This window comes from Halomonas sp. CSM-2, from assembly GCF_002119345.1.
GTDB lineage: Bacteria > Pseudomonadota > Gammaproteobacteria > Pseudomonadales > Halomonadaceae > Vreelandella > Vreelandella janggokensis.
In genome coordinates this window covers 1-24,831 of the sequence record NZ_NBYR01000010.1, presented here as the reverse complement: position 1 = coordinate 24,831, position 24,831 = coordinate 1, and the positions used below count along the sequence as shown (strand labels likewise).

Here is a 24,831-nt window from a genome sequence, read left to right as displayed (position 1 = left end):
TATTTCGTATTAGCGTTAGTGGGAATAGCGCAACCGGTGACACAGTTCGGTACTGCTGGATGACAACAACTCTGGAGCCAGGTCGGGCATGTGGGTAAAGTCACTCTCCCCGCTGATCAGGGCATCCAGGCAATCGTCTACCAGCAGTTTCAGTGCCAGGCGGAGCCGCCGCTGATAATCCCAGCGTGGCAGCAAGCGAGGCGGCAACTGACCCACCTGGCTGGCGCGCAGGGTAAGCCGTTGGGAATGGAAAGCGCCGCCAAGGGGGACTGACACCTCACCCTCGCCGAACCAGCTCATTTCGACGATGCGCCCCTCGTTGCCGACCAGGCTTAGCGCTTGGCGCAAGCCGTCTGCGTGGCCGCTGGCGTGAATCACGCAGTCCTGTTCGGCACTGGCCTCGTCAGGCAGGCTGAACGGCACGCCCAGCTTTGTCGCCAGCGGTTCGCGGTCGGGATTGATATCGATCAACTGCACCTCGACGCCGGGTATCCGGGCACATAGATAGGCCACCAGTGCGCCCACCACCCCGGCACCGATCACGCTGATGCGCTCGCCCAGCACAGGCTCGGCATCCCAGACACCGTTAATCGCGGTTTCCATGTTGGCGGCCAGCACGGCACGCTCGGACGGCAAGTCATCAGGAAGCGGTAGCACCGCCGACGCGGGCACCACGAAGTAGTCTTGATGGGGATACAGACAAAACACGCGCTGGTTCAGTAACTTGGGCGGTCCCTGCAGCACATGGCCAACATTAGCGTAACCGTATTTAACCGGCACGGGAAAGTCACCCGCCTGGAAAGGGGCTCGCATGCGGGCAAACTCGCTTTCCGGCACGCGGGCATTGAATACCAGCGATTCGGTACCACGGCTGATCCCGCTATAGAGGGTACGTACAAGAACGTCATCCTCACCCGCCGCTGGCAATGATTCATGCCTGAGTTCACCACGGCCTGGGTGGGTCACCCAGAACGCCGTCGCGTTATTGCTGTTGCTCATCAGCACTCCTTCCTTGTGCCGCTCGCTTTTCCTGGGGTATGCCAATGTACAATGCCGGACCAGTTAGACCGAGCTGGCGTCGAATTGTGTTCACTGGCAGTACCCTTTTAGCGTAGCGTTAAACAAACGGATATTCGATATTGCAGACTAGACAACCCTACCTTCTTCTACAAGAATGGTACATATAAAAATATTTGCATCGAATTATTTCATCGATGCGGTGATCGCAATGGCGGGAGTGCCATGTACTTGTTTACCAATACACCAACCGTTCCGGCCAACAAGCGATGGCAAACGGCCATGGAAGTCTTCCTGGGCGGCATCGCACTGGTTCTTTCAGGGTGGTTGTTGCCTGGTTTGTTATCCGGACCGCTTAACTGGGGCGTTGCCATTTCCTGTTATGCGCTAATCGGTGGGTTAGTGACGACTTACTGGCCTCATGGCCTGCTGGGCTGGGCGAACCGGGTGACACTGGTCCGGGCAGTGCTGGTCGCGCTGGTGGCGGGCGCACTGGCCAACCAGGCGTTCATGGCCGCCATATGGCTCTGGCTTGCCATTGCCATACTCGCTTTGTTGCTGGACGGGGTTGACGGCTGGGTGGCACGCCGCACGCAAAGCGCTTCATCGTTTGGCGCGCGCTTTGATATGGAGCTGGATGCCCTGCTGATCATGCTGCTCTGCGTAGGCTTGTGGTTTGAGTCGTTGGGCGGCTGGGTGTTGCTGATTGGCGGCATGCGCTACCTGTTTGTGGCCGCGGGCTGGCGGTTCACCTGGCTGGCCAAACCGCTGTTTGCCAGTATGCGCCGCAAAACCGTATGCGTCTGGCAGGTAGCGGCGCTTCTGCTGGCGTTGACGCCGCTGACCTCCTCCGGCGTTGCGGGGATGCTGGCGTTAAGCGCCCTGCTGTCTTTAGCCTATTCGTTCGGGATAGATGCGTGGTGGTTGTACCGGCGGGCACACGCTCGTTAGTCTCTATTTGCCTGTATTACTGCTCCAGCCCGAGGCGTTGATGCCATTCGGCCAGACTCTCGTCCGGGTAGGCATAAAAGCACTTGTCCTGAATCGGCGCGTTGACTTCGACCCACTCCGCCTTGCTACCCAGCATCATGTGCGTTTTCTTTGGCGGCGAAGGCAACGGCGTATCGAGTGCCGAAGCGAAAGGGTGAATGAGCTCTGGCCATTCGGGATCGTAAACCCAAAGGGCACTGGCGCAATGCTGGCAAAAGTGCCGCTCGCCGGTGCTTTCCTCGCCGTCGATCACGGCTCGGTAGATGGTGATGTGCTCTTCACCGCTGACCCTCAAGGTACTGCTATCAGCACCCAGGTTGATCGCATAACCACCTCCGCCCGCCGTTTTGCGGCATATCGAACAGTAACAGCGGTTAAACGGATAGGGATGGTGTGACTTGACGCTGAACGTCACTGCCTGACAGTGGCATGATCCTTTGAGCAGCATGACGCCTCCTTCACAAGGGTTACCGCAATGGTGGTCAATGAAGAACCGACTAGGCTTGGATAAGCCACTGCCTCTTACTATAGTCTAAGGAGCGTTAATCCATCGTGGGATGACACCCACCCCCGTCAAGAGCGTGGCGGGTGTCCACCGATAGGTCTTCAGGAGCTCCTCATGTTTAACCATCAAGAGCGCTTCGAGAATCGACATGACGCAGGACGTCAACTCGCCAAGGCACTAGCCGGCCAACACTACGACGTCGTTCTCTCCCTGCCACGCGGCGGTGTGCCCGTGGCCTATGAAGTGGCCATAAATCTTCGGCTACCGCTGGACATCCTGGTGGTACGCAAGCTGGGCGCGCCGGGGCATGCCGAGTTCGGTATCGGTGCGGTAGTGGATGGCGACCCGTCGCAGGTGGTAATGAACCCGAAAACGGTGGAGATGCTGCAGGTACCCGAGCGCTATATTGAAGAGGAAATACAACGACAAAAGCGCGAGATTACCCGCCGTCGCCAAGCTTACAGAGGCGACCGAGCGCCGGTGAATGTGAGCGGACGCCGAGTACTACTGATAGATGACGGTATCGCCACCGGCGGCACGGCCAAGGCCGCCATCAGGGCACTTCAGCAGGCTGGTGCCGCCACTGTCACCCTGGCCGTGCCCGTCGCCCCGGCATCGACACTGGATGAACTGGCTGACGATGTCGTCGATGTGATTTGCCTGGCAACCCCCGAGCCCTTCAACGCCGTAGGCGAGCACTACCGGGACTTTACCCAGACCAGCGATGACGACGTCATTGGGTTGTTGCAGGCAGCTCGCGACGCCTCAAACGAGGATTAAGTAAGCTACCGTCTCTCGGTGTCCAGGGTTCGTAGCAGCTCAGCCACGGCAAGCTCTCCTTCGGTTTCATTGAACTCGAGCGCCAGCACTCCCTGTACAAAACTCAAGAAACGATAGGCGGCGGGCGGTAGACGGCGCTCTCGACGCACCACGAAGTGCCAGCGGCTTTTTAGCGGAAAACCCTGCAAGGGCAGCTCTTGAACGCCCTTGGGCGAATCCGCAACAACATGGCGCGACAGCACCGCCAGCCCCATCCCGGAGGCCACCGCCAGCCGGATCGCCTCGTTGCTGGCGATCTGCTGGGTAGAGTGAAGCTCAATACCCGCGCTGTATAACCAGGCATCAAACGTATGCCGTGTCGCCGAGCCCGGTTCACGCAGCAGGAAACGCTCTTCTTTCAAGGCCTCCATGGTGAGGTCGTTGATATTCGCCCAGCGATTATTTTCGGGCCCTACCACCACCAGCGGATTGCTCAGAAAAGGCGCGGCCATCACGGCGTCGTCCGAAGGCGGGTGGCTAAATACGTAGAGATCGTCTTCGTGGCGCTCAAAACGATTGAGCATCTGCTGACGGTTGCCGATCTCCACCGTGACATCTACCTGGGGATTGGCCTGACCGAAGGGCCCCAACAGCCGCGGCAGCACGTATTGGGCAGTGTTCACTAAACCAATACTAAAATGACCACGGCCGCCCCGGTTGTATTCGTCCAGATACTGGCTGAACACATCGGCGCGGCTAAGCAAGTCCTGACTTAGTTGATAGAGCGCCTGGCCAACCTCGGTGGGGACTACGCGGCTATCTTCCTGGCGCACGATGGGTTCGCCGACAATCTCCCGCAGCCGTTTCAACTGCTGAGATACCGTCGGCTGGGTCAGATGAAGCCGATTGGCGGTGGCGGTAATCGAGCCTGTGCGAACCACGTCGGCATAAACCTGCAGCAGACGGAAGGTCAGTTGTCGTACTTTCATCGCTTACACCATAGATAATCATCTATGACTATATATACTTTATTTGTTTTTCATCAATCTACTGAGATCGCTAAAGTAGTCGCCCAGCCCATCCAACCCAGCTTTTCAAGGATAGTAACCGTGCCGGATATTGTGGTCATGTTCTTTGTATTAGGTGTTGTCGCCGGTGTGTTGCGCTCCGATCTCAGCATTCCCAAAGCCGCTTATGACATCTTAAGCCTGCTGCTGATGCTGACCATTGGCCTTAAGGGCGGCATGGCCCTGCACGGGAGCCTGAATACGGCTCTGTTAATCGAGCTTGCCGGGGTTACCCTGCTGGGCATTTTAATCCCGCTGATCATCTTCCCCGTTGTTCGCTACCTGGTGCGGCTCTCTCTGGCAGACAGCGCCAGTCTTGCTGCCCACTACGGTTCGGTTAGCGCCGGTACCTTCGCCGTCGCCCTGGCGTATACCGAAGCACACAGCCTGATGACCGGCGGGCAGGTAACGCTTTATCTGGTGCTGCTGGAACTACCGGCGATTATGCTCGGAATTTTGCTCTATCGTCGCTTTAGCCAACAAGGCTCAACCACTACGGTGTCGGGCCTATGGCACGAGACGCTGACCAATCGCGGCGTCATCCTGCTGGTGGGCGGCGTTTTGATCGGCTGGCTATACGGACCGAATGCCGGCGAGTCGGTGACCAGCCTTTACACCAACGCCTTCCAGGGCATTCTGGCACTGTTCCTGCTGGAAATGGGCCTGGTCGCGGCAGAGACGCTACGCAGCCTGCGCTGGGGGCACAGCCGCTTGATCATCTTTGCCCTGGCTGCGCCCGTTGCGCTCTCCTGTTTGGGTTTGATGATGGCGTACTGGCTTGGGCTGCCCGCCGGCTCAGCGGTCATTCTGGCGAGCCTTACCGCCAGCGCCTCCTACATTGCCGCCCCCGTCGCCATTCGCGCCGCGATTCCAGACGCCAACATTGGCCTTGCCATGCTGGCGTCGTTAGGACTCACCTTCCCCTTCAATGTGCTGATGGGTATTCCCCTTTATCATCAGCTCTGGGGATGGCTGGCAGGGTGAGGTGTGCCCTCCGAGGTGGCGCTGTGATGGCTGACCAGCGGCCGAGAACCCGAGAGCTTGCGCAGCGCCACGTAGAACACCGGGGTGAGGAATAGCCCAAACAGGGTCACCCCGATCATGCCCGCAAACACCGCCGTGCCCAGCGCCGTCCGAACCTCGGCACCGGCGCCGGTGGCAATCACCAGCGGCAGCACGGCGGCAGTGAAGGTAATGGAGGTCATGATGATGGGGCGTAGCCGTAGGCGGCAGGCTTCCAGGGCAGCGTCCACGATACTTCTGCCCTGCAGCTCCAGCTCCCGGGCGAACTCCACGATCAGGATGGCGTTCTTGCACGCCAGGCCGATCAGCACCACCAGCCCCACCTGCACGAAGATATTGTTGTCACCACCGCCAAACCAGACGCCAATCAGCGCCGACAGCATGCACATGGGCACAATCAGGATCACCGCCAAGGGCAGCGTCCAGCTTTCATAGAGAGCCGCCAGCACCAGAAAGACCAGCAGGATCGACAGCGGGAAGACCACCAGCGCTGCATTACCCTGGGTGGACTGCTGGTAGCTCAAGTCAGTCCACTCGAACGCCATACCCGGCGGCAGCACGTCCAACGCCAGCGCATTGATCGCCTCCATGGCCTGGGCAGAAGAAAGTACTCGAGGATCAGCCTCCCCGGCCAAGTCCGCCGCCGGGTAGCCGTTGTAGCGTAATACCGGGTCGGGGCCGAAGGTTTGGGTGATGTTGACCATGGTGCCGATCGGCACCATTTCTCCCTGATCGTTACGGGTGCGCAGGCGGGCGATATCTTCCACGCTGGCCCGGTAAGGGGCATCCGCCTGGGCGATCACCTGCCAAGTACGGCCAAAGCGGTTGAAGTCATTGACGTACGTCGAGCCAAGATAGGTCTGCAGGGTATCGAACAGCTCGGTTAGCGGCACGCCCTGGGCTTTGGCCTTGAGCCGGTCCACCTCGGCATCCAACTGCGGCACGTTGGACTGGTAGCTGCTGATCGGGAAGGTCATTCCCGGCGTCTGAGCGATGGCGCCCTGGACCTGGTTGACTGCCTCCTGCAACGCCCCGTAGCCAAGATTGCCGCGATCCTCGATGAACATCTGATAGCCCGAGCCATTGCCGAGCCCCAGAATCGGCGGTGGCATAAAGGCAAACGCAAAGCCCTCCTTCAGCCCGCCGATGCCCTGATTGATCCTGGCGTTTATCTCCGCGGCGGTCAGGCTGCGTTCGCCAAAGGGACTGAGGGTGAGAAACACCACCCCCGTATTAGAGGTATTGGTGAACTGCAGCGCGTTCAGGCCGGGAAAGGCAATCGCGTGCTCGACCCCTTCGGTCTCCATGGCGATATCCACCACGTCCTGGAGCATCTGGTCAGTTCGCTCCAGGGAAGCGCCTTCCGGCAGGATAACGCCGGCAATCAGGTACAGCTTGTCCTGCACCGGGATAAAACCAGGCGGCACCGCCTTGAACATAACGCCCGTTCCCGCAAGCAACAGCGCGTAAACCACAAATACCGCGCCCCGACGCTTTAGGGAGCGCGCCACGCCGCCCTGGTACTTGTTGGCGCTGGCATTAAAGAAGCGGTTGAAAGGCCGGAAGAGCCAGCCGAACAGCCCGTCAATGATACGGGTAAGGCGATCCTTGGGCGCGTCATGGGGTTTGAGCAGCATCGCCGCCAGAGCAGGCGAGAGGGTCAGCGAATTAATCGTGGAGATCACCGTAGAGATGGCAATCGTCACCGCAAACTGACGGTAAAACTGACCGGTCACCCCGGAAAGAAACGCCATGGGGATAAAAACCGCGCAGAGTACCAAGCCGATCGCGATGATCGGGCCAGAAACTTCTTTCATGGCCTGGTGCGCCGCGGCCTGGGGATTGAGCCCCTCACCGATGTTTCGCTCGACGTTCTCCACCACCACGATGGCGTCGTCCACCACAATGCCAATGGCCAGCACCAGACCGAACAGGGTCAAGGTGTTGATGGAGTACCCCAGCAGGTGGAGCGCCCCAAAGGTGCCAATCACCGATACCGGCACTGCCAGCAGCGGGATAATCGAGGCACGCCAGGTTTGCAGGAACAGGGTGACCACCAGCACGACCAGCAGCACCGCTTCCAGCAGGGTTTTCACCACGGCCTTGATCGAATCGCTGACGAAGATGGTGGTGTCATAGACCGCCTCATACTCAACACCTTCTGGGAACTGTTCAGACAGTTCATCCATGGTGGCCACCACCTGCTCGCGAATCGCCAGCGCATTAGCGCCCGGCGCCTGGAAGATGCCGATGGCCACCGCCTCATTGCCATCCAATTGCGAGCGAAGGGTATAATCACTAGCCCCCATCTCCAGCCGTGCCACATCAGAGAGCCTCAAGATATCGCCATTGTCACCACGTTTGAGGACGATATCGCCAAACTCTTCCACCGTTTCCAACCGCCCGCGGGCATTGATCAGGGTCAGGAAATCGCTCTCTTCAATGGGCTCGGCGCCCAGTTGCCCGGCGGAGACCTGGACATTCTGCTCCCGCATGGCGGCCACCACGTCGCTGGCGGTCAAATCACGCGCAGCGACGCGATCCGGGTCCAGCCAGGCGCGCATGGCGTAGTCTCCACCGCCGAAAATCTGGGCGTCGCCTACCCCTTCGAGCCGGGCAAGGCGGTCCCTGACATGCAGCCGTACGTAGTTGCGCAAATAAAGAGTGTCGTATTCGCCTCCAGGCGAGGTGAGGTGAACAACCATCAGAAACGTAGGCGACTGCTTCTGGGTAGTCACGCCCTGGCGACGCACCGCTTCCGGCAGCCGCGCCTCGGCCTGACTAACGCGGTTTTGCACCCGCACGGCGGCCTCCTCGGCATCGGTACCCGGGCGGAAGGTGACGGTCATCTGCAGAACGCCATCCGACCCCGCGACGGACTTGAAGTACATCAAGTCCTCGACGCCGTTGATGGCTTCCTCCAGCGGCGTCGCCACGGTTTCGGCAATCTCTTTCGGGTTGGCACCCGGGTAAACCGTGCGCACCACCACCGAGGGCGGCACGACATCCGGGTATTCGCTGATCGGCAGGTTGGGAATGGAGATCAGCCCGATCGCCAGGATAATAATCGACAGCACCGCCGCAAAGATCGGCCGATCGACGAAGAAACGGGAGAAATTCATGACGGTCTACTCCTCCCTGGCCGCAAGAGCGGGCTGGTCAGCGGAAATAGGGACGTCGGCAGCGACGCTTTGCGGGCTCACCTGCATGCCGGGGAAGAACACTTTTTGCACCCCATTGACGATCACCCGGTCACCGGGGCTGAGCCCCTCGGTAATCACCATCTGTTCGCCCATCTGCCGGCCGGTGGCCACCTGGCGACGTTCTGCCCGATTGTCACCATCGACGACGTACACGTAGCGCCGATCCTGGTCGGTCAGAATCGCCTTGCGTTCCACCACCAGCGCCTGCTCCAGGTGGGCAACCGGCATTTCGACCCGGGCAAACTCTCCCGGCCGGATGCGGCCATCCGCATTGGCCAGCAGCGCCCGGAACTGCAGGGTGCCTGTATCAGGATTCAAACGGTTGTCGATAAAGTCCAGCGTGCCCGTGTATTGGCGTTGCTGGTCGCCCCCCAGCTCGATCTTCAGGCTGCTCTCGCCATCGACCATCAGCGCGTGGCTGGCGAAGGCGGCCTGCTCGTCCGCTTCGAAGTAGACATGGACTGGGTCAATGCTGACGACAGTGGTCAGCAGGCTTTGATCCGCATTGGCCAGATTGCCGCGTGTCACCATCGCGCGACCGGCGCGACCGCTGACGGGTGCGGTGATACGGGTATACGCCAGGTCAAGCTCGGCGGTCTCCAGGGCGGCTTCGGCGGCATCCACCATGGCGCGGGCATTGTTCAGGGCTGACTGGCGCTGGTCATGTATTTCCTGGGAAATGGCCCGGCGCCCCAGCAATACCCGAGCACGCTCGGCTTCACTAGCGGCCTGGGCGCTCTGGCTCCTGGCCTGGGCAAGCTCAGCCTGGGCGGCGCCGACTCGCGCCTGGTAAGGTCGCGGGTCGATCTGGAACAGCAACTCCCCCTGCTCCACCAGTTCGCCCTCCTCGAACGCCACTTCCTGGATATAGCCGCTGACCCGGGGCCTTAACTCAACCGTTTCCGGCGCTTCCACGCGGCCGGTAAACGACTCAGTTAACACCACCGGCCGAGCCTCTATCTCCACTACGTCCACCTCTGGGGGTGGCGGGGGCTGCTGTATAGCTGCTTCCTCACTCTTGGCATCACAGCCGGTCAGCAACACGATGGCCAGCAGGCACAGAACCATCGCCCGGCTACTTGCCATCCGGGCACCTTGTCTCAGACTTCTCATGATGACTTGCTCCAATGGCTATCGGAAACCGATAGCAGCGTTGGTGATCTATTTGGCACCGCGTTGACGGTCAGCTTTTATCCAGTCGGTTGACTCGCGTCAGAATCGACAGTGATTTTTGTAATAAAGGTGGGCTGGGCGCGCTGGCAGGATCGAGCTAATGACTTAGCACCTGCCAGATGCTCTCTAACATAGGCCGTGCGGAGACGCGGAGGGTATCGGGTTCCTGCGAGAAGATTGCCTGATTCTGTCGTGAAGCGTTAAAGGCTTCATCGGGTGGGGTATTTGTATAAGCCTGTTGATAGGGTTTTGAGGATAATGACCGTTGTGTGACACACAGCATGGGTTGTCGTTTTCTGCGCAGTGCTTGCCTGATCCTGCAGAAACGCGGCAAAAGCACACGATTCACGAAACGAAGGCATATACTGCAAGCTGTTAGGGAGGAGCCCCATTGAACGATACCTTGCCCATGCAAGCTAGCCATTCTACGGACACGCTGCATCAACTGAGCAGAATCGCCCGGCGCTGGACGCCCCTGGAGGAGCTTCAGGATACGGCGATTGCCGAAGTGCAACTGGTACGCGCTGACTCACCCACCACCTTCCATTGTGCCGTCTACGACCCGTGCCTGTGCTTTGTCATCCAGGGCAGCAAGACGGTGCTGTTGGGTGACAAAGAGATTGTCTACACCGGGCCCAGCTACATGGGCAGCGCCGTTCACCTGCCAGTGGTCGGCAGGATTGACCATGCGACCCCGGAAACCCCCTTTCTGGCGGTGAAAGTCTCGGTGAATCCTCAGGAGGTCGCAGGACTGATACTGGAACTGGGTGACACAGCGCCGCTCGCGGGAAATGATACGATCTGCCCCGAGACGGACTGCGGATTAAAATCGGCCCCCATGGATGCACGTATGCAGGGCGCACTCCATCGGTTGCTGAGCCTGCTCGACTCCCCGGAAGACATCAAAGTGCTTTCACCGCTGGCCCGTCGGGAGCTGATCTACCGGGCACTCATGGACGCCATGGGGCCGCACATGCGCCGATTTGCCGCTTCCGATTCCCAGGCCAACCGGATTGCACGGGTCATCTACGCCCTTAAGGAACGCTATACACAACCGCTCAAGATTGGTGAGCTGGCATCGGCCGCCAACATGAGCGAATCGACGCTTTATCACAGCTTCCGTCAGGTCACACGTATGTCGCCCCTGCAGTACCAGAAGAAGCTGCGCCTGCACGAAGCCCGACGACTCATGCTGGCCGAAGGACTGGAAGCAGCCACCGCCAGCTACCGGGTTGGCTATGAAAGCCCCTCCCAGTTCAGCCGCGAATATAGCCGCATGTTTGGCGCGCCGCCACGGGCTGACGTCAGCTACTTGCGAGGGGTCAGAGCAGCGCCCGAGCCTGCCTGAGGCATATTGCCTAACCCTTACCGGTTACAACAGCGCGCTGGAAAAGCGAGCGTGCTCAATCCTGGGCCGTTTTAATGAAGTGCCGACATAATCAGGCCACACATTACAAACATGCACCCCACGCCGACGAAATACGCCAAGGTTCGCCAGGGCTGGAGCCCCGCCAGCAGGCACAAGGTGTGCACGTAACGGGCGCCGGTAAACGTCAAAAAGAGCCAGGCCGCCAAACCTGGCGCGGCGCCCACCCACACGTAAGCAACCCCGAGCGCCAGAAAGATGGGGATATTTTCCACGTCATTTGACCAGGCACGAGCGGCCCTTTGTACCTGGGGCAATTCTTCTTTCGCAGCGTCTCTGCCTACAAAGGCGGCGTCTTCAGGGGTCTTGAAAGTCATCTTGGTGATGCGATGAAACCCTTGATACACGGCAATCGCGAACATCTTCAAAAAAAGCAGCACTGACGCCACCGCGTACCAATACACTGCGTTATCCATGGTGTCTCCTTGCGTTTAATGCCCGGCTTTGCAACCCGAAGCTCCCACGGCCAACATGACGTATTGCAACCTAACGATGAGAGGCATAAGGCGAAGTATGGACCATACACTCGAAATCCAGGAAATCCGCAATCTCACTCATGATGTCAAACAGATACGGCTTGCCAAGCCTGAGGGATACACCTTTACGCCTGGCCAGGCGACCGAGGTCGCCGTCAATCGTGAAGGGTGGACCGACGAGAAACGGCCGTTCACGTTCTCTTCGCTGGTGTCGGATCCGTGGCTGGAATTCGTCATCAAGATCTATCCGGACCACGAGGGCGTCACCCAGCAGATCGGCCAGCTCAAGGAGGGGGACTCGCTGATCGTTGGTGAGCCCTGGGGCACCATCGAATACAAGGACGAGGGTGTATTCCTGGCAGGCGGTGCGGGGGTAACACCGTTTATCGCCATTCTGCGCGACCTGCATCGCACGGGCGAGATCGGCAAAAATCAACTGATCTTCTCCAACAAGTCAGAACGCGACATCATTCTCAAGGAAGAATTCGAAACGATGCTGGGAGACCAGTTCATCAACGTCATCACCGACGAAAAGCCGTCCGGCGACCATATCTTCACCGATGGCGTCATCGACAAGGCCTTCCTGACATCGCATATCAAGGATATGAGCCAGGCCTTCTACGTGTGCGGCCCGGATCCGTTCAACGAGAGCATCATGGCAGCCTTGAAAGAGCTGGGCGCCAACCCGGACGCGCTTATCTTTGAAAAGTAAGGGGTTTCGCAATGCGCTCTGATTCAACGGCGCATCTACAGTGCCAAGGCATTGTGAAGGCTTAAGGCTATCCGTTTTTTGCTTCTCGCCCACTTGGATGGGGAGCAATCACTTAATGCTTTGCTCGGCGGTCTCAATGACCAAGCACAATCCCTCACCCAATCAGGTAGGGTCATGTCATGACACATTGTTATCGCCGACGCTAGCCTCGCTGGTTATCAAACCTGACTCCGCTCCCGGCCTCACCGTTGGTCGGGATGCTGATTTGCCTTACTTCTCCTGGGGGTGATCCCGCCTCTGCGGCAACCATGATGAGAGATTGCCATCTTTGTTGATCCAGCTAAACCTTGCTAGCTTTTCTAACACCTAGTCTGCGTTTAACCAACCGGAGCCAATATGGATTTTTTCAGCCTCTGGCATCAGGCAGCGCTTACCAGTACCGGTTATTTCTGGATGGCCCTTTGGGCATTCGTACTGGGTTATATCATCAGCAGCCTGATACAAGTGCTGGTAACGAAGGAACGTATGCAAAAAGCCATGGGTAAAACCGGCCCGCGCAGCATGGCGCTGGGCACCTTCTTTGGTTTTATCTCCAGTTCTTGCAGTTTTGCCGCGCTGGCCACCACGCGTAGCCTGTTCCAGAAGGGGGCTGGATTAGCGCCCTCCATTGCGTTTCTGCTCGCCTCCACCAACTTGGTGATTGAGCTGGGTATCGTCATCTCGATCTTCCTGGCGTGGCAGTTCGTCGTGGCTGAGTATATCGGCGGTATTCTGCTGATCCTTTTTGCCTGGCTTTTCATTCGCATCACCAACCCCAAAAAGCTGATTAAACAAGCCAGGGAGCGGCTTGATGATGGCGATGAAGAGCATCAGCATGGCGACCAGCAGGCGAGCTGGAAGTCAAAACTGACCAGCCGTGAGGGCTGGCAGCAGATCGGCATGACCTATGTCATGGAATGGCAGATGGTATGGAAGGATGTGTTAATCGGCTTTACCGTGGCGGGCGTGATTGCCGCCTTCGTACCTGAAAGCTTCTTCCATGGGCTTTTTCCTGGCGCTGGCCAGACAGAAGGTGAGCTGGGCTTTTTATCCCTGCTCGCTCAAACGTTGATCGGCCCTTTTGCGGCCTTTTTCACCTTTATCGGTTCCATGGGGAATATTCCCTTGGCGGCGGTGCTGTTCGGTAACGGTGTCAGCTTTGCGGGTGTCATGGCCTTTATTTTTTCGGATTTGGTAGTACTGCCGGTTCTGAGGATTAACGCACAATATTATGGCTGGAAGATGTCGCTGTATATTCTAGCGTTGCTGCTTTGTGGGCTGGTGTTTGTTTCCCTGATGATGCATTACGGCTTCGCGGCGTTCGGCCTGCTGCCGGATGCCACTACCATACAAACAGCAACGGAACGTGACCATTTCAAGGTGAATTACGGTTTCATACTCAACCTGATATTCCTGGCCATATCCGCGGTGCTGGTGTTTTTCTGGTACCGGGCCAAACACGCTGATTCGGGCCATGGACATGAGCATGGCCATGAGCATCATCATGACCATGGCGGCGCAGGGGCAGGCACCTGGGTTCTGCGTAGCCTTGTCGTTATTGCGATGCTATGGCTGGCCGGAGGCCTCCTTGTAGCACCACTTATGGCATGAGCGACTATTTTTGACTGACAAGTCCTTTGACTGACTTACGTACTGGGCTCGGCCGACATGAGCGGTTCATTTATATCGCCTTGATGATGGTCAATTCAACTTGATGAGCATGCGTCGGAACAGCTTCACAACCGGGAAGAGATATGCAAACGATCAAACTAGGCGGCGTAAGCGTTCCCCGTATCGGCCAGGGCACCTGGCATATGGGCGAAGATGCCGGGCAGCGAAGTGCTGAGGTCAGGGCGCTGCAGGAGGGTATCGACCTGGGCATGACGCTGATCGATACCGCCGAGATGTATGCTGAGGGCGGCGCTGAAGAGATCGTTGGCCAAGCCATCCGCGGTCGGGGCGATGAGGTGTATCTGGTCAGCAAGGTTTACCCGCACAACGCCAGCACCCAGGGGGTTCAAGCCGCCTGCGAGCGCAGCCTGCGCCGATTGGGCACCGACACTATCGATCTCTACCTGCTGCACTGGCGTGGCCAGTACCCGCTGAGCGAAACAGTGGCAGCGTTTGAGGGGCTGCGCGAGCAGGGCAAGATCCAGCGCTGGGGCGTGTCGAACTTCGATCTTGACGACTTGGCAGAGCTCGACGCGCCCGCTTGCGCCACCAATCAAGTGCTCTACAACCCCGGCGCACGCGGCATTGAATACGACCTGCTGCCCTGGCAAGCACAACAAAACATGCCGCTCATGGCCTACTGCCCGATCGGGCAAGGCGGCAACCTGCTGCGCGACGCCACTCTGCAACGCATCGCCGACAAACACCGCGCCACCACCGCGCAAGTCGCCCTTGCCTGGGCACTGCGCCACCCCGGCGTGATAGCCATTCCCAAGGCCGTGAATCTGGATCACATCAAACAGAACGTTGATGCCGATAGCGTCAGCCTCGACGCCGATGACCTGGCACAGATCGATGCCGCCTTTCCTCCGCCAACACGCAAGCACTCTTTGCAGATGGTGTGAGGCCAGGCCGTCAACGGCCCAGCACTGGAGCGATGCCATGTCACTGCCCGCCCCACAACCCAATGGCTGGATCCGCTTTCTTGCCCACCTGCTATTCATCCTCGCGGCGTGGACGCTGTTCATCAAATACCTGTTTCCCGTGGGTTACGCGCTGGCCTACGGTGAGCCCTGGGCACGTTACATTTACTGGGACCTATGGCCCCTGACGCACGTCTGGCTGGGCTGGGCGCTGCTTAAGCAGCCTCGCTATACGCGTGTATTGGCGGTGTGCATGTCCGTCATTGAAATCCTCATCATTAGCACCCTGTTCGTGCGTTTTCTCGCCGACCCCGAATGGTCGATCTGGCGTACCAACTGGTTTGTGAATAAGGTGTTTGTGCTGACCTGCTTTGTGCTGGTTTTGGCGGCCACGGTGCCGATCCAAAAAAATCTGGAGGAGCGACCGCTATGAATCATCGCATCACGCGCCGACAAAGCCTTACGCTCATGGGTGCCACACTTGCGGCCATGACGCTCCCAGGCGTGCCGCTGCTTGCCAACACCGGCGAGATGCGCCAAAAGACCATTTCGGGAACTGACAAAACGCTGCCCGTGATCGGCATGGGCACCTGGCGTACCTTCAACGTTGGCAACGACCCTGAGCTGCTCGATGCGCGCACCGAGGTGGTGAAGGCCTTTTTCGAGCATGGCGGCGGTCTGATCGACTCTTCGCCCATGTACGGCTCGGCGCCGGATGTGATGGGCTATGCCTTGCAAAAGCTCAGCACGCCCGAGAGCCTGTTCTCCGCAGAGAAGGTCTGGAGCCCCGCCGGTGGCTCAGCCCGGGAACAGGTGGCGGAGCTGAAAGACCGCTGGACGGTGAATCACTTCGATCTGGTGCAGGTGCACAACCTGACCGACTGGCGCGAGCATCTGGCCGCGCTGCAGGAAATGAAAACCGAAGGCGTTATCCGCCATGTGGGCATCACCACCTCCCACGGGCGTCGCCACCGCGAGATCGAGCAGATCATGACGTCAGAGGACATCGACTTCGTGCAGCTCACCTACAACATCACCCACCGCGAGGCCGAAAACCGGCTACTGCCCCTGGCACAAGAACGGGGCATCGGGGTGATCGCCAATCGCCCTTATGATGGCGGCAGCCTGATCAAGCACCTTAAGCGCCGTGACGCGCCACTGCCCGAGTGGGCCAACGAGGAGTGCGGTTGCACCACCTGGGCGGACTTTCTACTCAAGTTTATCGTCAGCCACCCGGCGATCACCTGCGCGATACCCGCCACCACCCAGGTCGAGCATATGCGCGAGAACATGCGCGCCGGCCACTCTCCTATGCCCTCGGCCGATGCCCGGCAGCGGATGGCTGATTATATCGAGTCGCTATGAACGCCTGGACAAGTTACCGGCTACAGGACTTTATTCCCTTCACCGCGGAGGTTTACTTCCGCCTGCTGGAGCGCATGGGCGAAACCTTCTGGCCACTGCACCTGCTGACCCTCGCCTTAGGCGCCGCGGCCCTTGCACTGGCGCTGAGACACCGCCCGCGACTCGCCTGCCTGCTACCCTCCCCTCTCTGGGCTTTTGTCGCCGTCGCGTTTTTCTTTCAACGCTATGCATCGCTCAACTGGGCGGGGGGCTATGTGGGCAACGCCTTCATCGCCCAGGCCGTGCTGCTGGTAGTGATGGCGCTAACAGGGTGGGGAATGGATAAAGCCCCGCGTAGCACAAGCCCGCCTGTCATTCTGGGCACCGCCATCGCCCTCTTCGGCCTGATCGTCATGCCGCTGATAGCGCCGCTCAGCGGCGATTCCTGGTACCAGGCGGAAGTGTTCGGCCTACACGCCGACCCCACGGCGGTGACCACGCTTGGCCTGGTGCTCATCATGCTGCGGGGTTTCGCCCTCTGGATCGCCGCCATCATCCCAACGCTCTGGCTGGTCGTGTCAGGCCTGACCCTGCAGGTGTTGGATTCCACAGGCGCCGTCGTGCTGTTCGCCGTATTGGCGTTTGCGCTGGTTGGGGGGATCTGGAAAAGTGTTGAGTCCCAACGCTAATATTTCAGCGTATTCGATGGGGAACGCTATTGGTCAGCTCTTTTCATTATGGTTGAAAGACCCAGCCAATGACTTGAGCGTGCTTTAGTACGTTTGCCCCATTACTCACTCGGAATGGTGAAGGCCCCATCCGGGTATTGGCTGCACAGAAACTCAACAAAGGCTCGGACCTTGGGGCTCTGCAAGCGCCTGGACGTATGCAGGACCCAAAGCTCGACTTCATTGCCGGCAGTGCCCCACGACACCAGTTCGCCTCTCTCCAGCAGGCCTCCGATGATGGATTGCGGCAGCATGGCCGCTCCTGCACCCGCCACAGCGGCATCTCGAACCGTCAGGAGCGAGGACAGCCTTAGGACAGGCTGTGGCTCGACGGTCAGTTGGCCATCCTGGACGGACCAGGCCTCACCTTCTCGATACGTCGGCATGACGACCGCCGGGATTCGGGGCAGCTCATCCCCGTTCTGCTTCGGTACCTGAACCGAGGGAGCCGCTGCCAGAACAAGTCTGTCTCGGGCAAAACACCTGCCCACCAGCATGCTGTCCTTGTGCGGGTTGATGCGGATGGCGACATCGAAATGCTCATCGACGAGATCGGCGAGCCGGTCTTCGGCCACCGCTTCGATCTGCACGTCGGGATGGATCGCCTGGAAGGCGGCGGCCAGCCGACCAAGCGCCACCTGCGAAAACAGCAAGGGGGCCGCTACGCGCAACCTGCCTCTCGGGCTATCAAGGCCATCTCGTGCCGCCGCTACCGCTTCGGCCACCTCACGCATGGGTCCCTCAATTCGAGCGAGCAGCAGTTGGCCGGCTTCGGTCAGCTCGAGACTGCGGTCACTTCGTTCGAAGAGCCGAACACCTAGGCTTTCTTCCAGATCCGACACCCGGCGCGACAGGGTTGCCTTGGACCTGCCACTGGCCCGGCTCGCTCTTCCAAAGCCGCTGTGAAAGGCCACAAGCTGAAAATCCTGCAAAGCATTGAAATCCATTGCGCCTCATATTCGGAACATAGTGTCTCTATTTTATGCTCTTTGTTTTGATAATGAAACGACCTATTGTTCACTCCGTACGCAACTCTGGTTGCAACCAATACCCCCAACCCAAGGAAATCATCATGACCATTCTCGTTACCGGCGCAACCGGCACTGTCGGCCGCCACGTTGTCGAACAACTCGTCAAGCGCGATGCCGATGTCCGCGTGCTCGTCCGCGATCCTTCGAAGTCAGACTTTCCGGCCAGCGTCAGTGTCGTCCAGGGTGATCTGCTCGACGTGGACGCGCTGCGCAATGCCTTCTCCGGCGTCTCGACGCTCTTTTTGCTCAACGCGGTGGTGCCCGACGAGTACACCCAAGCGTTGATCGCGCTTAACCTCGCCCGTGAGACCGGCATCGAGCGAATTGTCTACCTCTCGGTCATCCACAGCGATCTGTACGTCAATGTGCCGCACTTTGCCGGCAAGTATGGTGTGGAGCGCATGATTGAGCAGATGGGCTTTAACGCCACCATCCTGCGGCCCGCTTACTTCATCGAGAACGATCTGACCATCAAGGAAGTCGTCACCGGATACGGCATCTACCCGATGCCGATCGGCAACAAGGGCCTGGCGATGGTAGACACGCGTGACATCGGCGAGGTTGCCGCCCTGGAGCTCCTGCGCCGCGAGCAGTCAGCCGTACCGCTACCGATCGAGCGTATCAATCTCGTTGGCCCCGACACGCTAACCGGCCAGGACATCGCTGCGATTTGGACCGATGTACTTGGTCGCCCCATCGCCTATCCGGGTGAGGACACCGCCGCGTTCGAGCAGAACCTGTTGCTGCACATGCCGAGTTGGATGACTTATGACATGCGCCTGATGAGCGAGCGCTTCATTACCGAGGGGATGCTACCAAATACCGGTGACGTTGACCGGTTGACCGCCCTTCTGGGTCGCCCCCTTCACTCCTATCGCGAATTCGCCACCCAGGCCGCGGCCTCGGTCTGACAACAACGCGCGCCCAATCAACATAAGGAAATCCACCATGATCTACTCGACCGCTACTGTCCCGGTGAATCCGGCAGGTGAAACCACACTGACCCGCGCACAGGCCTGGCAGGGCCTGGTGCTCAAGGCCCGCGACGCCCGCCTGTTCTTGCCCGAAGGGCTGTGTACACGCTGCGACGTCGTGGAGGAAAGCGCGACGCACTTCGTGCGCGAAGCCACCATCGCCGGCACCGATCTCCGCGAGATCATCGCCCTGGCGCCGGAAAGCAAGGTCACCTTCTTCCAGGCCACGGGGCCCCGTGAGGGTGCCATCATCAACGAACTCTTCGAGGATGAGGCCGGGGCGCTCCAGCTTCGCTTCTACTGCTACCTCGGCCTGCGCGACAAAGCACCGGGCGGCCCGGAGGAGCAAGCCGAACAAACCCAGTTCGACAGCGATAACGGCTACAAGGCCGCCTTGCAGTCCACGCTGAAACGCACCCGCGAATTGCTCGCAGACGGCAGCCTTTGACGTGCCAACCCAGCTCATTGCTTAAACCCGCTCTTACTGATGGCGCCGCTAAACGGCGGCGCCTGGTACTAGGCGGAGGTGTTCGGTATTCAAGCGATAGCGTCTCAGCACCGGTTCTTTAAACACTGAGGCACAAGGACCGCCCTATGCGTCTAGGTAGGGTCACCGTGGCTAATCAGGCTACTTTCCAACCGTTGATAACCGCACATACTCTGGCACCCTTTCCTTGAGCAAGGTGATGAGTTCCGGCTGCATGAACTCATAGTGATCGGGAATATCCAGGCAGACCAGCGGCTTCCCCTTCAACACGTCCTTGTACGTCCTGGCGACTTCATCCTGGTGGTGCTTTTCCATCACCAGAACGATATTGGCCCACTCAATCAATTCCCGAGAAACGTGCGTCTGGGCATACAAACCTGTGCCAGCGCCGATTGCCTTGATACCGGGATAAGCTGAAAAGACACTTTCCGCCGTCGGACTGCGTAGCCTATTTTCGCTGCAGATGAATAGAAGGTTCATAAGCGCTCCCTCGTTTACTGTATGTGCCAACGACAATTTGCCAGATACGTTGGCATTCATAACAGCACGATCAGTGCAAGTTGCATCGTAACGCGGCCGATAATGGCTATGAACCTGAGCTAGCTCAGCGCTTTAACGCGCTGGCAGCGTACCGCCTGGAAGTATGGGAGGGTTGCGTGAGCTAAAACGACAGCGCCGGGGCAAGCCCCGGCGCTGATATCGTAAATGGCTAAACAAATTGACGGTTAGAAACGGAAACCGGCTGACGCGGTAAAGGTATCGATCTTGTAGTCGCTGTCGAAGTCGTAGCGCTCGTATTCAGCACGTACCAGGAAGGGGTCGAAGTTGAACTGCGCGCCGACACCATAGACCGGATCGGTACCGTCCTGGTCTTCAAGATCAACGCTAGCACCGCCAAGGTTACCGTCGACGTCGGTTTCCCACTTGGCTACACCGGCCTTGGCGAAGGCGGTAAACCAGGAGGTGACGGGCAATTGACCGACCAGGCTCGCCCCGTAGGCGTCAGATTCCAAATCGGTATTGGCGTCACTGTTACCCTTCAGGCGCGTACGACCCAGATCGGCATAGAAAATTTCGGTGGCGAAGTAAGGATTGATTTCGTAGCCGACGAAGCCTTTGAAGACGTTGTCTTCGTCATCATCCAGATCAAAGTCTTCAGCGCCATTGGAGATGAAATTATCGACATCGTCGTCGTCATTCTCCAGCGAGCTGAAACCGGTACCGATACCCAGATAGAGTCCATCAGCATTGGGCGCGGCGAATGCCGACGGTGCCGCGGCGAGCAGAGCGGTAGAGGCAAACGAGGCGGTAAGTAGGGTTCTGAGTTTCACGTGTCTTCTCCTTGTGACGACTTGCTATGAAAGATTCTATGAATCGTCATGTATTGAAAGGCGATCCTGCCTTGATTCACACAATGTGACAGTCGTTTGTTTCACACGTATCAAACATAGACAGAACACTGTTCGATAACAAGGATAATCCAGTTACGACGGGTAAGTTTTTGTTGCAAAAAAAGCGCCTCTACCTGGAAGGTAGAGGCGCTTGAGTTAAGACGAGCCACTAAGCGGCTTCGGCTTGAACAAACTGTTAGACCGCGGTACTACGTTGCACCTGCGACAATAACGACCACATGAGCAGTAGCGTGTGCGAGAAAGGCAGACTCCAAGCCCCAGCGCCAGTACGAGAAACCGAACAACACGCCCGGAATGGTATTGCTGACTAGCACGTAGGTGACAACGGAGGGGGTAAGATTGATCCCCATGGCCGTTGCAGCAGGGAGATGGCCGACGCCAAATAGCAAGGCTGCTACGAGGATTGCAGCTACCACATAGCGAGGGGCTGGCGCACCATTGCGTCGCTGGAAGAATCGCCATGCCAGCCAGACGATTAGCGTCATCAGCCCCCAGCGCATCAAGATTTCTTCCGTGATGCCACCGTAGAGCAGCCGGGCCGAAACAGGAATGTTGAAGGCGGGGGCAGCGCTCTGCACCTCGAGTGGCGCGGCCTGCCCTGCAATGAGCAGTACAGCACCCGCAACGAGGCCTATAAGTGCGCCAGGTAGTAGCTGAGGCTTTGCGGCCCTCCAGACACTTGAGCCGGATAGTACCGCCTCTGTCACAGGTGCCCTGAGGCCGACCGACCTTGAGAGCGCCGCGCCTAACCAAGCGGCCAACGCAAGGAAGAGCCCGCTCTGTATCAGGCTCGCGGTGACAGCGACACTTTGCGGCACTGGCGTTTGTGCCCCATGCAAGAGCTGCGGAATCACGGTTAGCGTCAATACGACAACGCCGAGCATACCTACTGCCCACAGTGCCGCACTCAGGCGCAATTTAGATACCTGAATCATCAAATTCCTTAGCAACGCTACAAGCGGACTAACGCTATCGGTAACCGGCACTGAAGCGGAGCGTAAGGAACCATAATCCGCAAGGGGTATGGTGCATGGTTGACCGACTGGTTATGGGCCCGTTCACCCGTTATTTTGTTCTAGCACCCGATACCAAATGCCGACTCCCTGATACTTTGCACCATCAGGACCCACGGCAACACGAACCAGAACACTGAACGTGCGGATTTACCCGGAGGACTCGCCGGATGGCATGATGGTTTGCCTGTCCACCAACCGCCCTCCCACTTCGCTTTCTACCGGCTGGTTTTCCGGCGGTCCATCGCCGCGGCAATGTCCTCTTCGTGCTCTTCGCCCCAGCCGCAAAGCGGCTCCATAGCCCGCACCAGACTAGCGCCGAAGGGCGTCAGCGAGTAGTCGACGCGCAGCGGGATCTCCCCATAGTCCGTTCGCTGGACGATGCCGTCGGACTCGAGCTCTTTTAGCTGCTGGATCAACATTTTGTCGCTCACGCCCCGGACGCTTCGCCTGAGCTCGCCGTAACGCGTCGGACCCTTGTTTAAAAAGAACAGAATCAACGGCTTCCATTTCCCGGAGATCACTTGCAGCGTCGCATGCAGGCCGCAAATGAAACGTGGGATTTCTGAATTTTCTTTCGACATAAAGGGTACTTACCAAAAGGTGCATACTTGAACATTTGTTAGCGGTTTATATATCGTGAAAGCGAATCAAGTCAACACACACGGAGACCCAAACATGAATCGGCTAAACGGTAAAATCGCACTCATCACAGGCGGCGCCAGCGGCATCGGCCTGGCCTCGGCCCAACGCCTTATCGACGAAGGCGCCTTCGTCTTCATTACCGGGCGACGCCAGGACGTCCTCGACAACGCGGTTGAGGCACTGGGATCCAACGCCCGGAGCATCCAGGCGGATGTGACAAAGCCGGAGGATCTCGACCGCGTCTTCGAAACGATCCAGGAAGAGAAAGGCCATCTGGACGTCCTGGTGGCCAACGCGGGCGTCGGCGAATTCGCCAGCCTGGGAGAGATCACCGAGGCGCACTACCACTACATCTTCAACATCAACGTCAAAGGCACCCTCTTCACCGTCCAGAAGGCCCTGCCCCTGATGAAGCACGGCGGCTCCATCATCCTCACCGGGTCCACGGTTGGCAGCATGGGCACCCCCGCGATGAGTATCTACAGCGCCTCCAAGGCGGCCGTCCGAAACCTGGCGCGCAGTTGGGCCCATGATCTCAGGGGCACCGGCATTCGCGTGAACGTTATGTCTCCCGGCCCGACCCAAACAGACAAGCTGATGGAACTGCTCCCATCCGAAGCTCTGAGCGAGATGAACCGGACCGTACCGCTTGAGCGTCTGGGTGATCCCAAAGAAACCGCAGGCGCGGTGGCATTCCTGGCGTCCGACGACAGCAGCTTTATGACAGGGAGCGAGGTGTTCGTTGACGGGGGCTACGCGCAAGTTTAGGGGCTAGGAGCACGGGGGAAACCGACAGATCTAGCTTGTGCTCGATCAGGTAATGTACGGCGTGCTCAAAGGCGCCGGGCTGGAGCTGATCTTGGTAGTTGATCACCACCATGGCATTCTGATCGTAGTTATAAGCCTTGAAGCGCGGCATGCTGACCACTCCTCGTCTGTTTCCTCGATCCTACTAAAACTTAGCCGTCAGCGGTTTTTTTCTACAGGTTCAACGCCCGCCATCACAGGTGGCAATACCGGAGCGAAGCGGAGGTATTGGCAAGATCAGCATCCGGTGCATGGCTTGGTTAGAGCCTCGGGGCAGACCGTTGCGAAACATCCGAAATGAATGCAGATACCTCCTTGATCATCATTTCAATGTCTCCGTCCTCAAGGTTCAGATCACCCTGTAAGTATCTGGCGGGCGCTCTCAGATTCTTGAGCTTATTGATCGTATCAACATGAGTTTCGTTGACGTTACCCAGTTTTCGCTCGAAATTGATCTTTTTATGGATGACACCATGTGACTTCGATTCCATTAACTGCTTATCTGGATGCCCCATCAGATAGGCTTTTGCCGCGAGTTCAGAGGCGCTATGCAAATTATCAATGCATGCAAAAAAGTGTCGCTTACTTAGCGATTCTCTCGCTGCTTCTAGGAATTCCTCGGCCGCCTCCAGATGTCGCTGTGAGAGGGATTTATTGTATATAAAATTAAAAGAAATGAACCACTTATCCGATACCAAAATCAAGGTGACGTGACCGTAATTCATCTCCTCTTCGCTGAGCTCAAAACCTTGAATGCCTTCGATATCTTTCCAAGTAACCGGTTCTCCAGCTGTAACTGTCCGATTCGCGTCATCTGGTATCTTGACGATAGCTCGCCCTTTGACTTCGTTATTTATTCGTACAACAGGCCTACCGCCATCAGCCTTGAAGATTATCTGCGCCATCTTCAAAGCTATAGGTCTTTCGAATTCACCTTTCTCTTGTCTGTCCTCGATGGAGGGTACTATCCATGTCTCCATCAGGTTATTCAGCAGGTTTTGTTCGAAACTATCGCTCATAGGTTGCCCAACTCGAAAGCTCTAACGCCTACAGCAGCGGCGCCGCGACTTTGGCGGCGTCCGGCTGACTGTTTTTATTAGAAATATTAGCTTGATTGTTTAAGCCAGAAGCAAAGTAAATTAGCAATACCTGAATCCGTGAGACCGGCCCCCGGAAGCACTTCTAACCCACTGACCTGCATGGCAATATAGCCATTATCGCCATTCACCCAGACAGTGCCATGCCCAACATAAAGTTCCGCGCCAGTCGCCGCACCCTCACCAGCCRCGCCGGGCTGTCCATCATCGGGCAATGCTTCGAGATCGCTGGCGTCGACAGCATCGACAGCCGCTTCCCCACCACGCTGGGCATGCGCACCAGTGACGTGATCAAGAGCTACCTGGGCC

The 24,831-nt window shown here is 58.2% G+C and carries 25 protein-coding genes and 2 pseudogenes; 14 read left to right on the top strand and 13 right to left on the bottom strand.

Features of this window, described 5'->3' with window-relative positions; genetic code table 11:
• Positions 1-15 precede the first annotated feature (15 nt).
• On the bottom strand, positions 16-999 hold the full coding sequence (locus B7L15_RS10040) for a zinc-dependent alcohol dehydrogenase (RefSeq protein WP_085918845.1): 984 nt from the start codon (positions 997-999) through the stop codon (positions 16-18).
• Between the two features lie 243 nt (positions 1,000-1,242).
• Between B7L15_RS10040 and B7L15_RS10035 the strand changes: the two genes are divergently transcribed.
• The gene (locus B7L15_RS10035) at positions 1,243-1,968 is read left to right on the top strand and encodes a CDP-alcohol phosphatidyltransferase family protein (RefSeq protein WP_085918844.1); all 726 of its coding nucleotides are present in this window, start codon (positions 1,243-1,245) and stop codon (positions 1,966-1,968) included.
• 16 nt (positions 1,969-1,984) lie between these two features.
• Here B7L15_RS10035 and B7L15_RS10030 read toward each other — a convergent pair whose 3' ends face one another.
• The gene (locus B7L15_RS10030) at positions 1,985-2,455 is read right to left on the bottom strand and encodes a GFA family protein (RefSeq protein WP_085918843.1); all 471 of its coding nucleotides are present in this window, start codon (positions 2,453-2,455) and stop codon (positions 1,985-1,987) included.
• A gap of 171 nt (positions 2,456-2,626) precedes the next feature.
• On the opposite strand from B7L15_RS10030, the gene B7L15_RS10025 reads away from it, so the two are divergent.
• A complete protein-coding gene (locus B7L15_RS10025; RefSeq protein ID WP_085918842.1) occupies positions 2,627-3,292 on the top strand; it encodes a phosphoribosyltransferase in 666 nt (221 codons plus the stop codon).
• A 5-nt stretch (positions 3,293-3,297) separates the two neighbouring features.
• On the opposite strand, the gene B7L15_RS10020 is transcribed toward B7L15_RS10025, so the two are convergent.
• Positions 3,298-4,260 carry a LysR family transcriptional regulator gene (locus B7L15_RS10020; protein WP_085918841.1) on the bottom strand — a complete coding sequence of 321 codons (963 nt, stop codon included), beginning with the start codon at positions 4,258-4,260 and terminating at the stop codon, positions 3,298-3,300.
• Between the two features lie 120 nt (positions 4,261-4,380).
• Here B7L15_RS10020 and B7L15_RS10015 point away from each other — a divergent pair, with 120 nt between their 5' ends.
• The gene (locus B7L15_RS10015) at positions 4,381-5,322 is read left to right on the top strand and encodes a sodium-dependent bicarbonate transport family permease (RefSeq protein WP_085918840.1); all 942 of its coding nucleotides are present in this window, start codon (positions 4,381-4,383) and stop codon (positions 5,320-5,322) included.
• Here B7L15_RS10015 and B7L15_RS10010 read toward each other — a convergent pair.
• Positions 5,295-8,483: an efflux RND transporter permease subunit gene (locus B7L15_RS10010; protein WP_085918839.1), complete on the bottom strand. Its 3,189-nt coding sequence runs from the start codon at positions 8,481-8,483 to the stop codon at positions 5,295-5,297. The two genes, B7L15_RS10015 and B7L15_RS10010, sit on opposite strands and share 28 nt — an antisense overlap.
• A 6-nt stretch (positions 8,484-8,489) precedes the next feature.
• A complete protein-coding gene (locus B7L15_RS10005) occupies positions 8,490-9,677 on the bottom strand; it encodes an efflux RND transporter periplasmic adaptor subunit (RefSeq protein WP_085918838.1) in 1,188 nt (395 codons plus the stop codon).
• Positions 9,678-10,128: 451 nt separating this feature from the next.
• Between B7L15_RS10005 and B7L15_RS10000 the strand changes: the two genes are divergently transcribed.
• The gene (locus tag B7L15_RS10000; RefSeq protein WP_085918837.1) at positions 10,129-11,085 is read left to right on the top strand and encodes an AraC family transcriptional regulator; all 957 of its coding nucleotides are present in this window, start codon (positions 10,129-10,131) and stop codon (positions 11,083-11,085) included.
• A gap of 71 nt (positions 11,086-11,156) precedes the next feature.
• Here B7L15_RS10000 and B7L15_RS09995 read toward each other — a convergent pair whose 3' ends face one another.
• Positions 11,157-11,579, bottom strand: coding sequence for an MAPEG family protein (locus B7L15_RS09995; RefSeq protein WP_085918836.1), 423 nt, complete (start codon positions 11,577-11,579; stop codon positions 11,157-11,159).
• A 97-nt stretch (positions 11,580-11,676) separates the two neighbouring features.
• On the opposite strand from B7L15_RS09995, the gene B7L15_RS09990 reads away from it, so the two are divergent.
• The 6 genes from B7L15_RS09990 (at position 11,677) to B7L15_RS09965 (ending at position 17,017) form a co-directional block, all read left to right on the top strand.
• Positions 11,677-12,351, top strand: a complete 675-nt coding sequence (locus B7L15_RS09990; RefSeq protein ID WP_085918835.1) for an FAD-binding oxidoreductase — start codon at positions 11,677-11,679, stop codon at positions 12,349-12,351.
• A 396-nt stretch (positions 12,352-12,747) separates the two neighbouring features.
• A complete protein-coding gene (locus B7L15_RS09985; protein WP_085918834.1) occupies positions 12,748-14,001 on the top strand; it encodes a permease in 1,254 nt (417 codons plus the stop codon).
• Positions 14,002-14,144: 143 nt separating this feature from the next.
• Positions 14,145-14,966, top strand: a complete 822-nt coding sequence (locus tag B7L15_RS09980; protein ID WP_085918833.1) for an aldo/keto reductase — start codon at positions 14,145-14,147, stop codon at positions 14,964-14,966.
• A 37-nt stretch (positions 14,967-15,003) separates the two neighbouring features.
• A complete protein-coding gene (locus B7L15_RS09975; protein WP_085918832.1) occupies positions 15,004-15,417 on the top strand; it encodes a hypothetical protein in 414 nt (137 codons plus the stop codon).
• Positions 15,414-16,349, top strand: a complete 936-nt coding sequence (locus B7L15_RS09970; RefSeq protein WP_085918831.1) for an aldo/keto reductase — start codon at positions 15,414-15,416, stop codon at positions 16,347-16,349. The genes B7L15_RS09975 and B7L15_RS09970 overlap by 4 nt, the downstream gene beginning before the upstream one ends.
• On the top strand, positions 16,346-17,017 hold the full coding sequence (locus B7L15_RS09965) for a DUF6064 family protein (protein ID WP_085918830.1): 672 nt from the start codon (positions 16,346-16,348) through the stop codon (positions 17,015-17,017). The genes B7L15_RS09970 and B7L15_RS09965 overlap by 4 nt, the downstream gene beginning before the upstream one ends.
• 101 nt (positions 17,018-17,118) lie before the next feature.
• Here B7L15_RS09965 and B7L15_RS09960 read toward each other — a convergent pair whose 3' ends face one another.
• Complete coding sequence (locus B7L15_RS09960; RefSeq protein ID WP_085918829.1) at positions 17,119-18,003, bottom strand: LysR family transcriptional regulator; 885 nt, start codon at positions 18,001-18,003, stop codon at positions 17,119-17,121.
• A gap of 125 nt (positions 18,004-18,128) precedes the next feature.
• Here B7L15_RS09960 and B7L15_RS09955 point away from each other — a divergent pair, with 125 nt between their 5' ends.
• Together B7L15_RS09955 and B7L15_RS09950 are read left to right on the top strand one after the other, a co-directional pair.
• Positions 18,129-18,998, top strand: a complete 870-nt coding sequence (locus B7L15_RS09955) for an SDR family oxidoreductase (protein WP_085918828.1) — start codon at positions 18,129-18,131, stop codon at positions 18,996-18,998.
• Between the two features lie 37 nt (positions 18,999-19,035).
• Positions 19,036-19,509 (top strand): SRPBCC family protein, encoded by a 474-nt coding sequence (locus B7L15_RS09950; protein WP_085918827.1) that lies wholly within the window; start codon positions 19,036-19,038, stop codon positions 19,507-19,509.
• 180 nt (positions 19,510-19,689) lie between these two features.
• On the opposite strand, the gene B7L15_RS09945 is transcribed toward B7L15_RS09950, so the two are convergent.
• The 4 genes from B7L15_RS09945 to B7L15_RS09930 all read right to left on the bottom strand — a co-directional run bounded on the left by B7L15_RS09945 (position 19,690) and on the right by B7L15_RS09930 (position 22,557).
• Positions 19,690-20,028: a low molecular weight protein tyrosine phosphatase family protein gene (locus B7L15_RS09945; protein WP_085918826.1), complete on the bottom strand. Its 339-nt coding sequence runs from the start codon at positions 20,026-20,028 to the stop codon at positions 19,690-19,692.
• A 245-nt stretch (positions 20,029-20,273) separates the two neighbouring features.
• Complete coding sequence (locus tag B7L15_RS09940; protein WP_085918825.1) at positions 20,274-20,879, bottom strand: porin family protein; 606 nt, start codon at positions 20,877-20,879, stop codon at positions 20,274-20,276.
• Positions 20,880-21,148: 269 nt separating this feature from the next.
• A complete protein-coding gene (locus B7L15_RS09935) occupies positions 21,149-21,895 on the bottom strand; it encodes a CPBP family intramembrane glutamic endopeptidase (protein ID WP_085918824.1) in 747 nt (248 codons plus the stop codon).
• A 296-nt stretch (positions 21,896-22,191) separates the two neighbouring features.
• A complete protein-coding gene (locus B7L15_RS09930) occupies positions 22,192-22,557 on the bottom strand; it encodes a winged helix-turn-helix transcriptional regulator (protein ID WP_085918823.1) in 366 nt (121 codons plus the stop codon).
• A gap of 94 nt (positions 22,558-22,651) precedes the next feature.
• Here B7L15_RS09930 and B7L15_RS09925 point away from each other — a divergent pair, with 94 nt between their 5' ends.
• Complete coding sequence (locus B7L15_RS09925; RefSeq protein ID WP_085918822.1) at positions 22,652-23,386, top strand: SDR family NAD(P)-dependent oxidoreductase; 735 nt, start codon at positions 22,652-22,654, stop codon at positions 23,384-23,386.
• Positions 23,387-23,405: 19 nt separating this feature from the next.
• Here B7L15_RS09925 and B7L15_RS20090 read toward each other — a convergent pair.
• Positions 23,406-23,537, bottom strand: a pseudogene (locus B7L15_RS20090) (transposase); the annotation flags it as partial.
• A 148-nt stretch (positions 23,538-23,685) separates the two neighbouring features.
• On the bottom strand, positions 23,686-24,444 hold the full coding sequence (locus B7L15_RS09915) for a HEPN domain-containing protein (RefSeq protein WP_085918821.1): 759 nt from the start codon (positions 24,442-24,444) through the stop codon (positions 23,686-23,688).
• A 221-nt stretch (positions 24,445-24,665) separates the two neighbouring features.
• On the opposite strand from B7L15_RS09915, the pseudogene B7L15_RS20085 reads away from it, so the two are divergent.
• Positions 24,666-24,831: pseudogene (locus B7L15_RS20085) on the top strand (IS1380 family transposase); the annotation flags it as partial.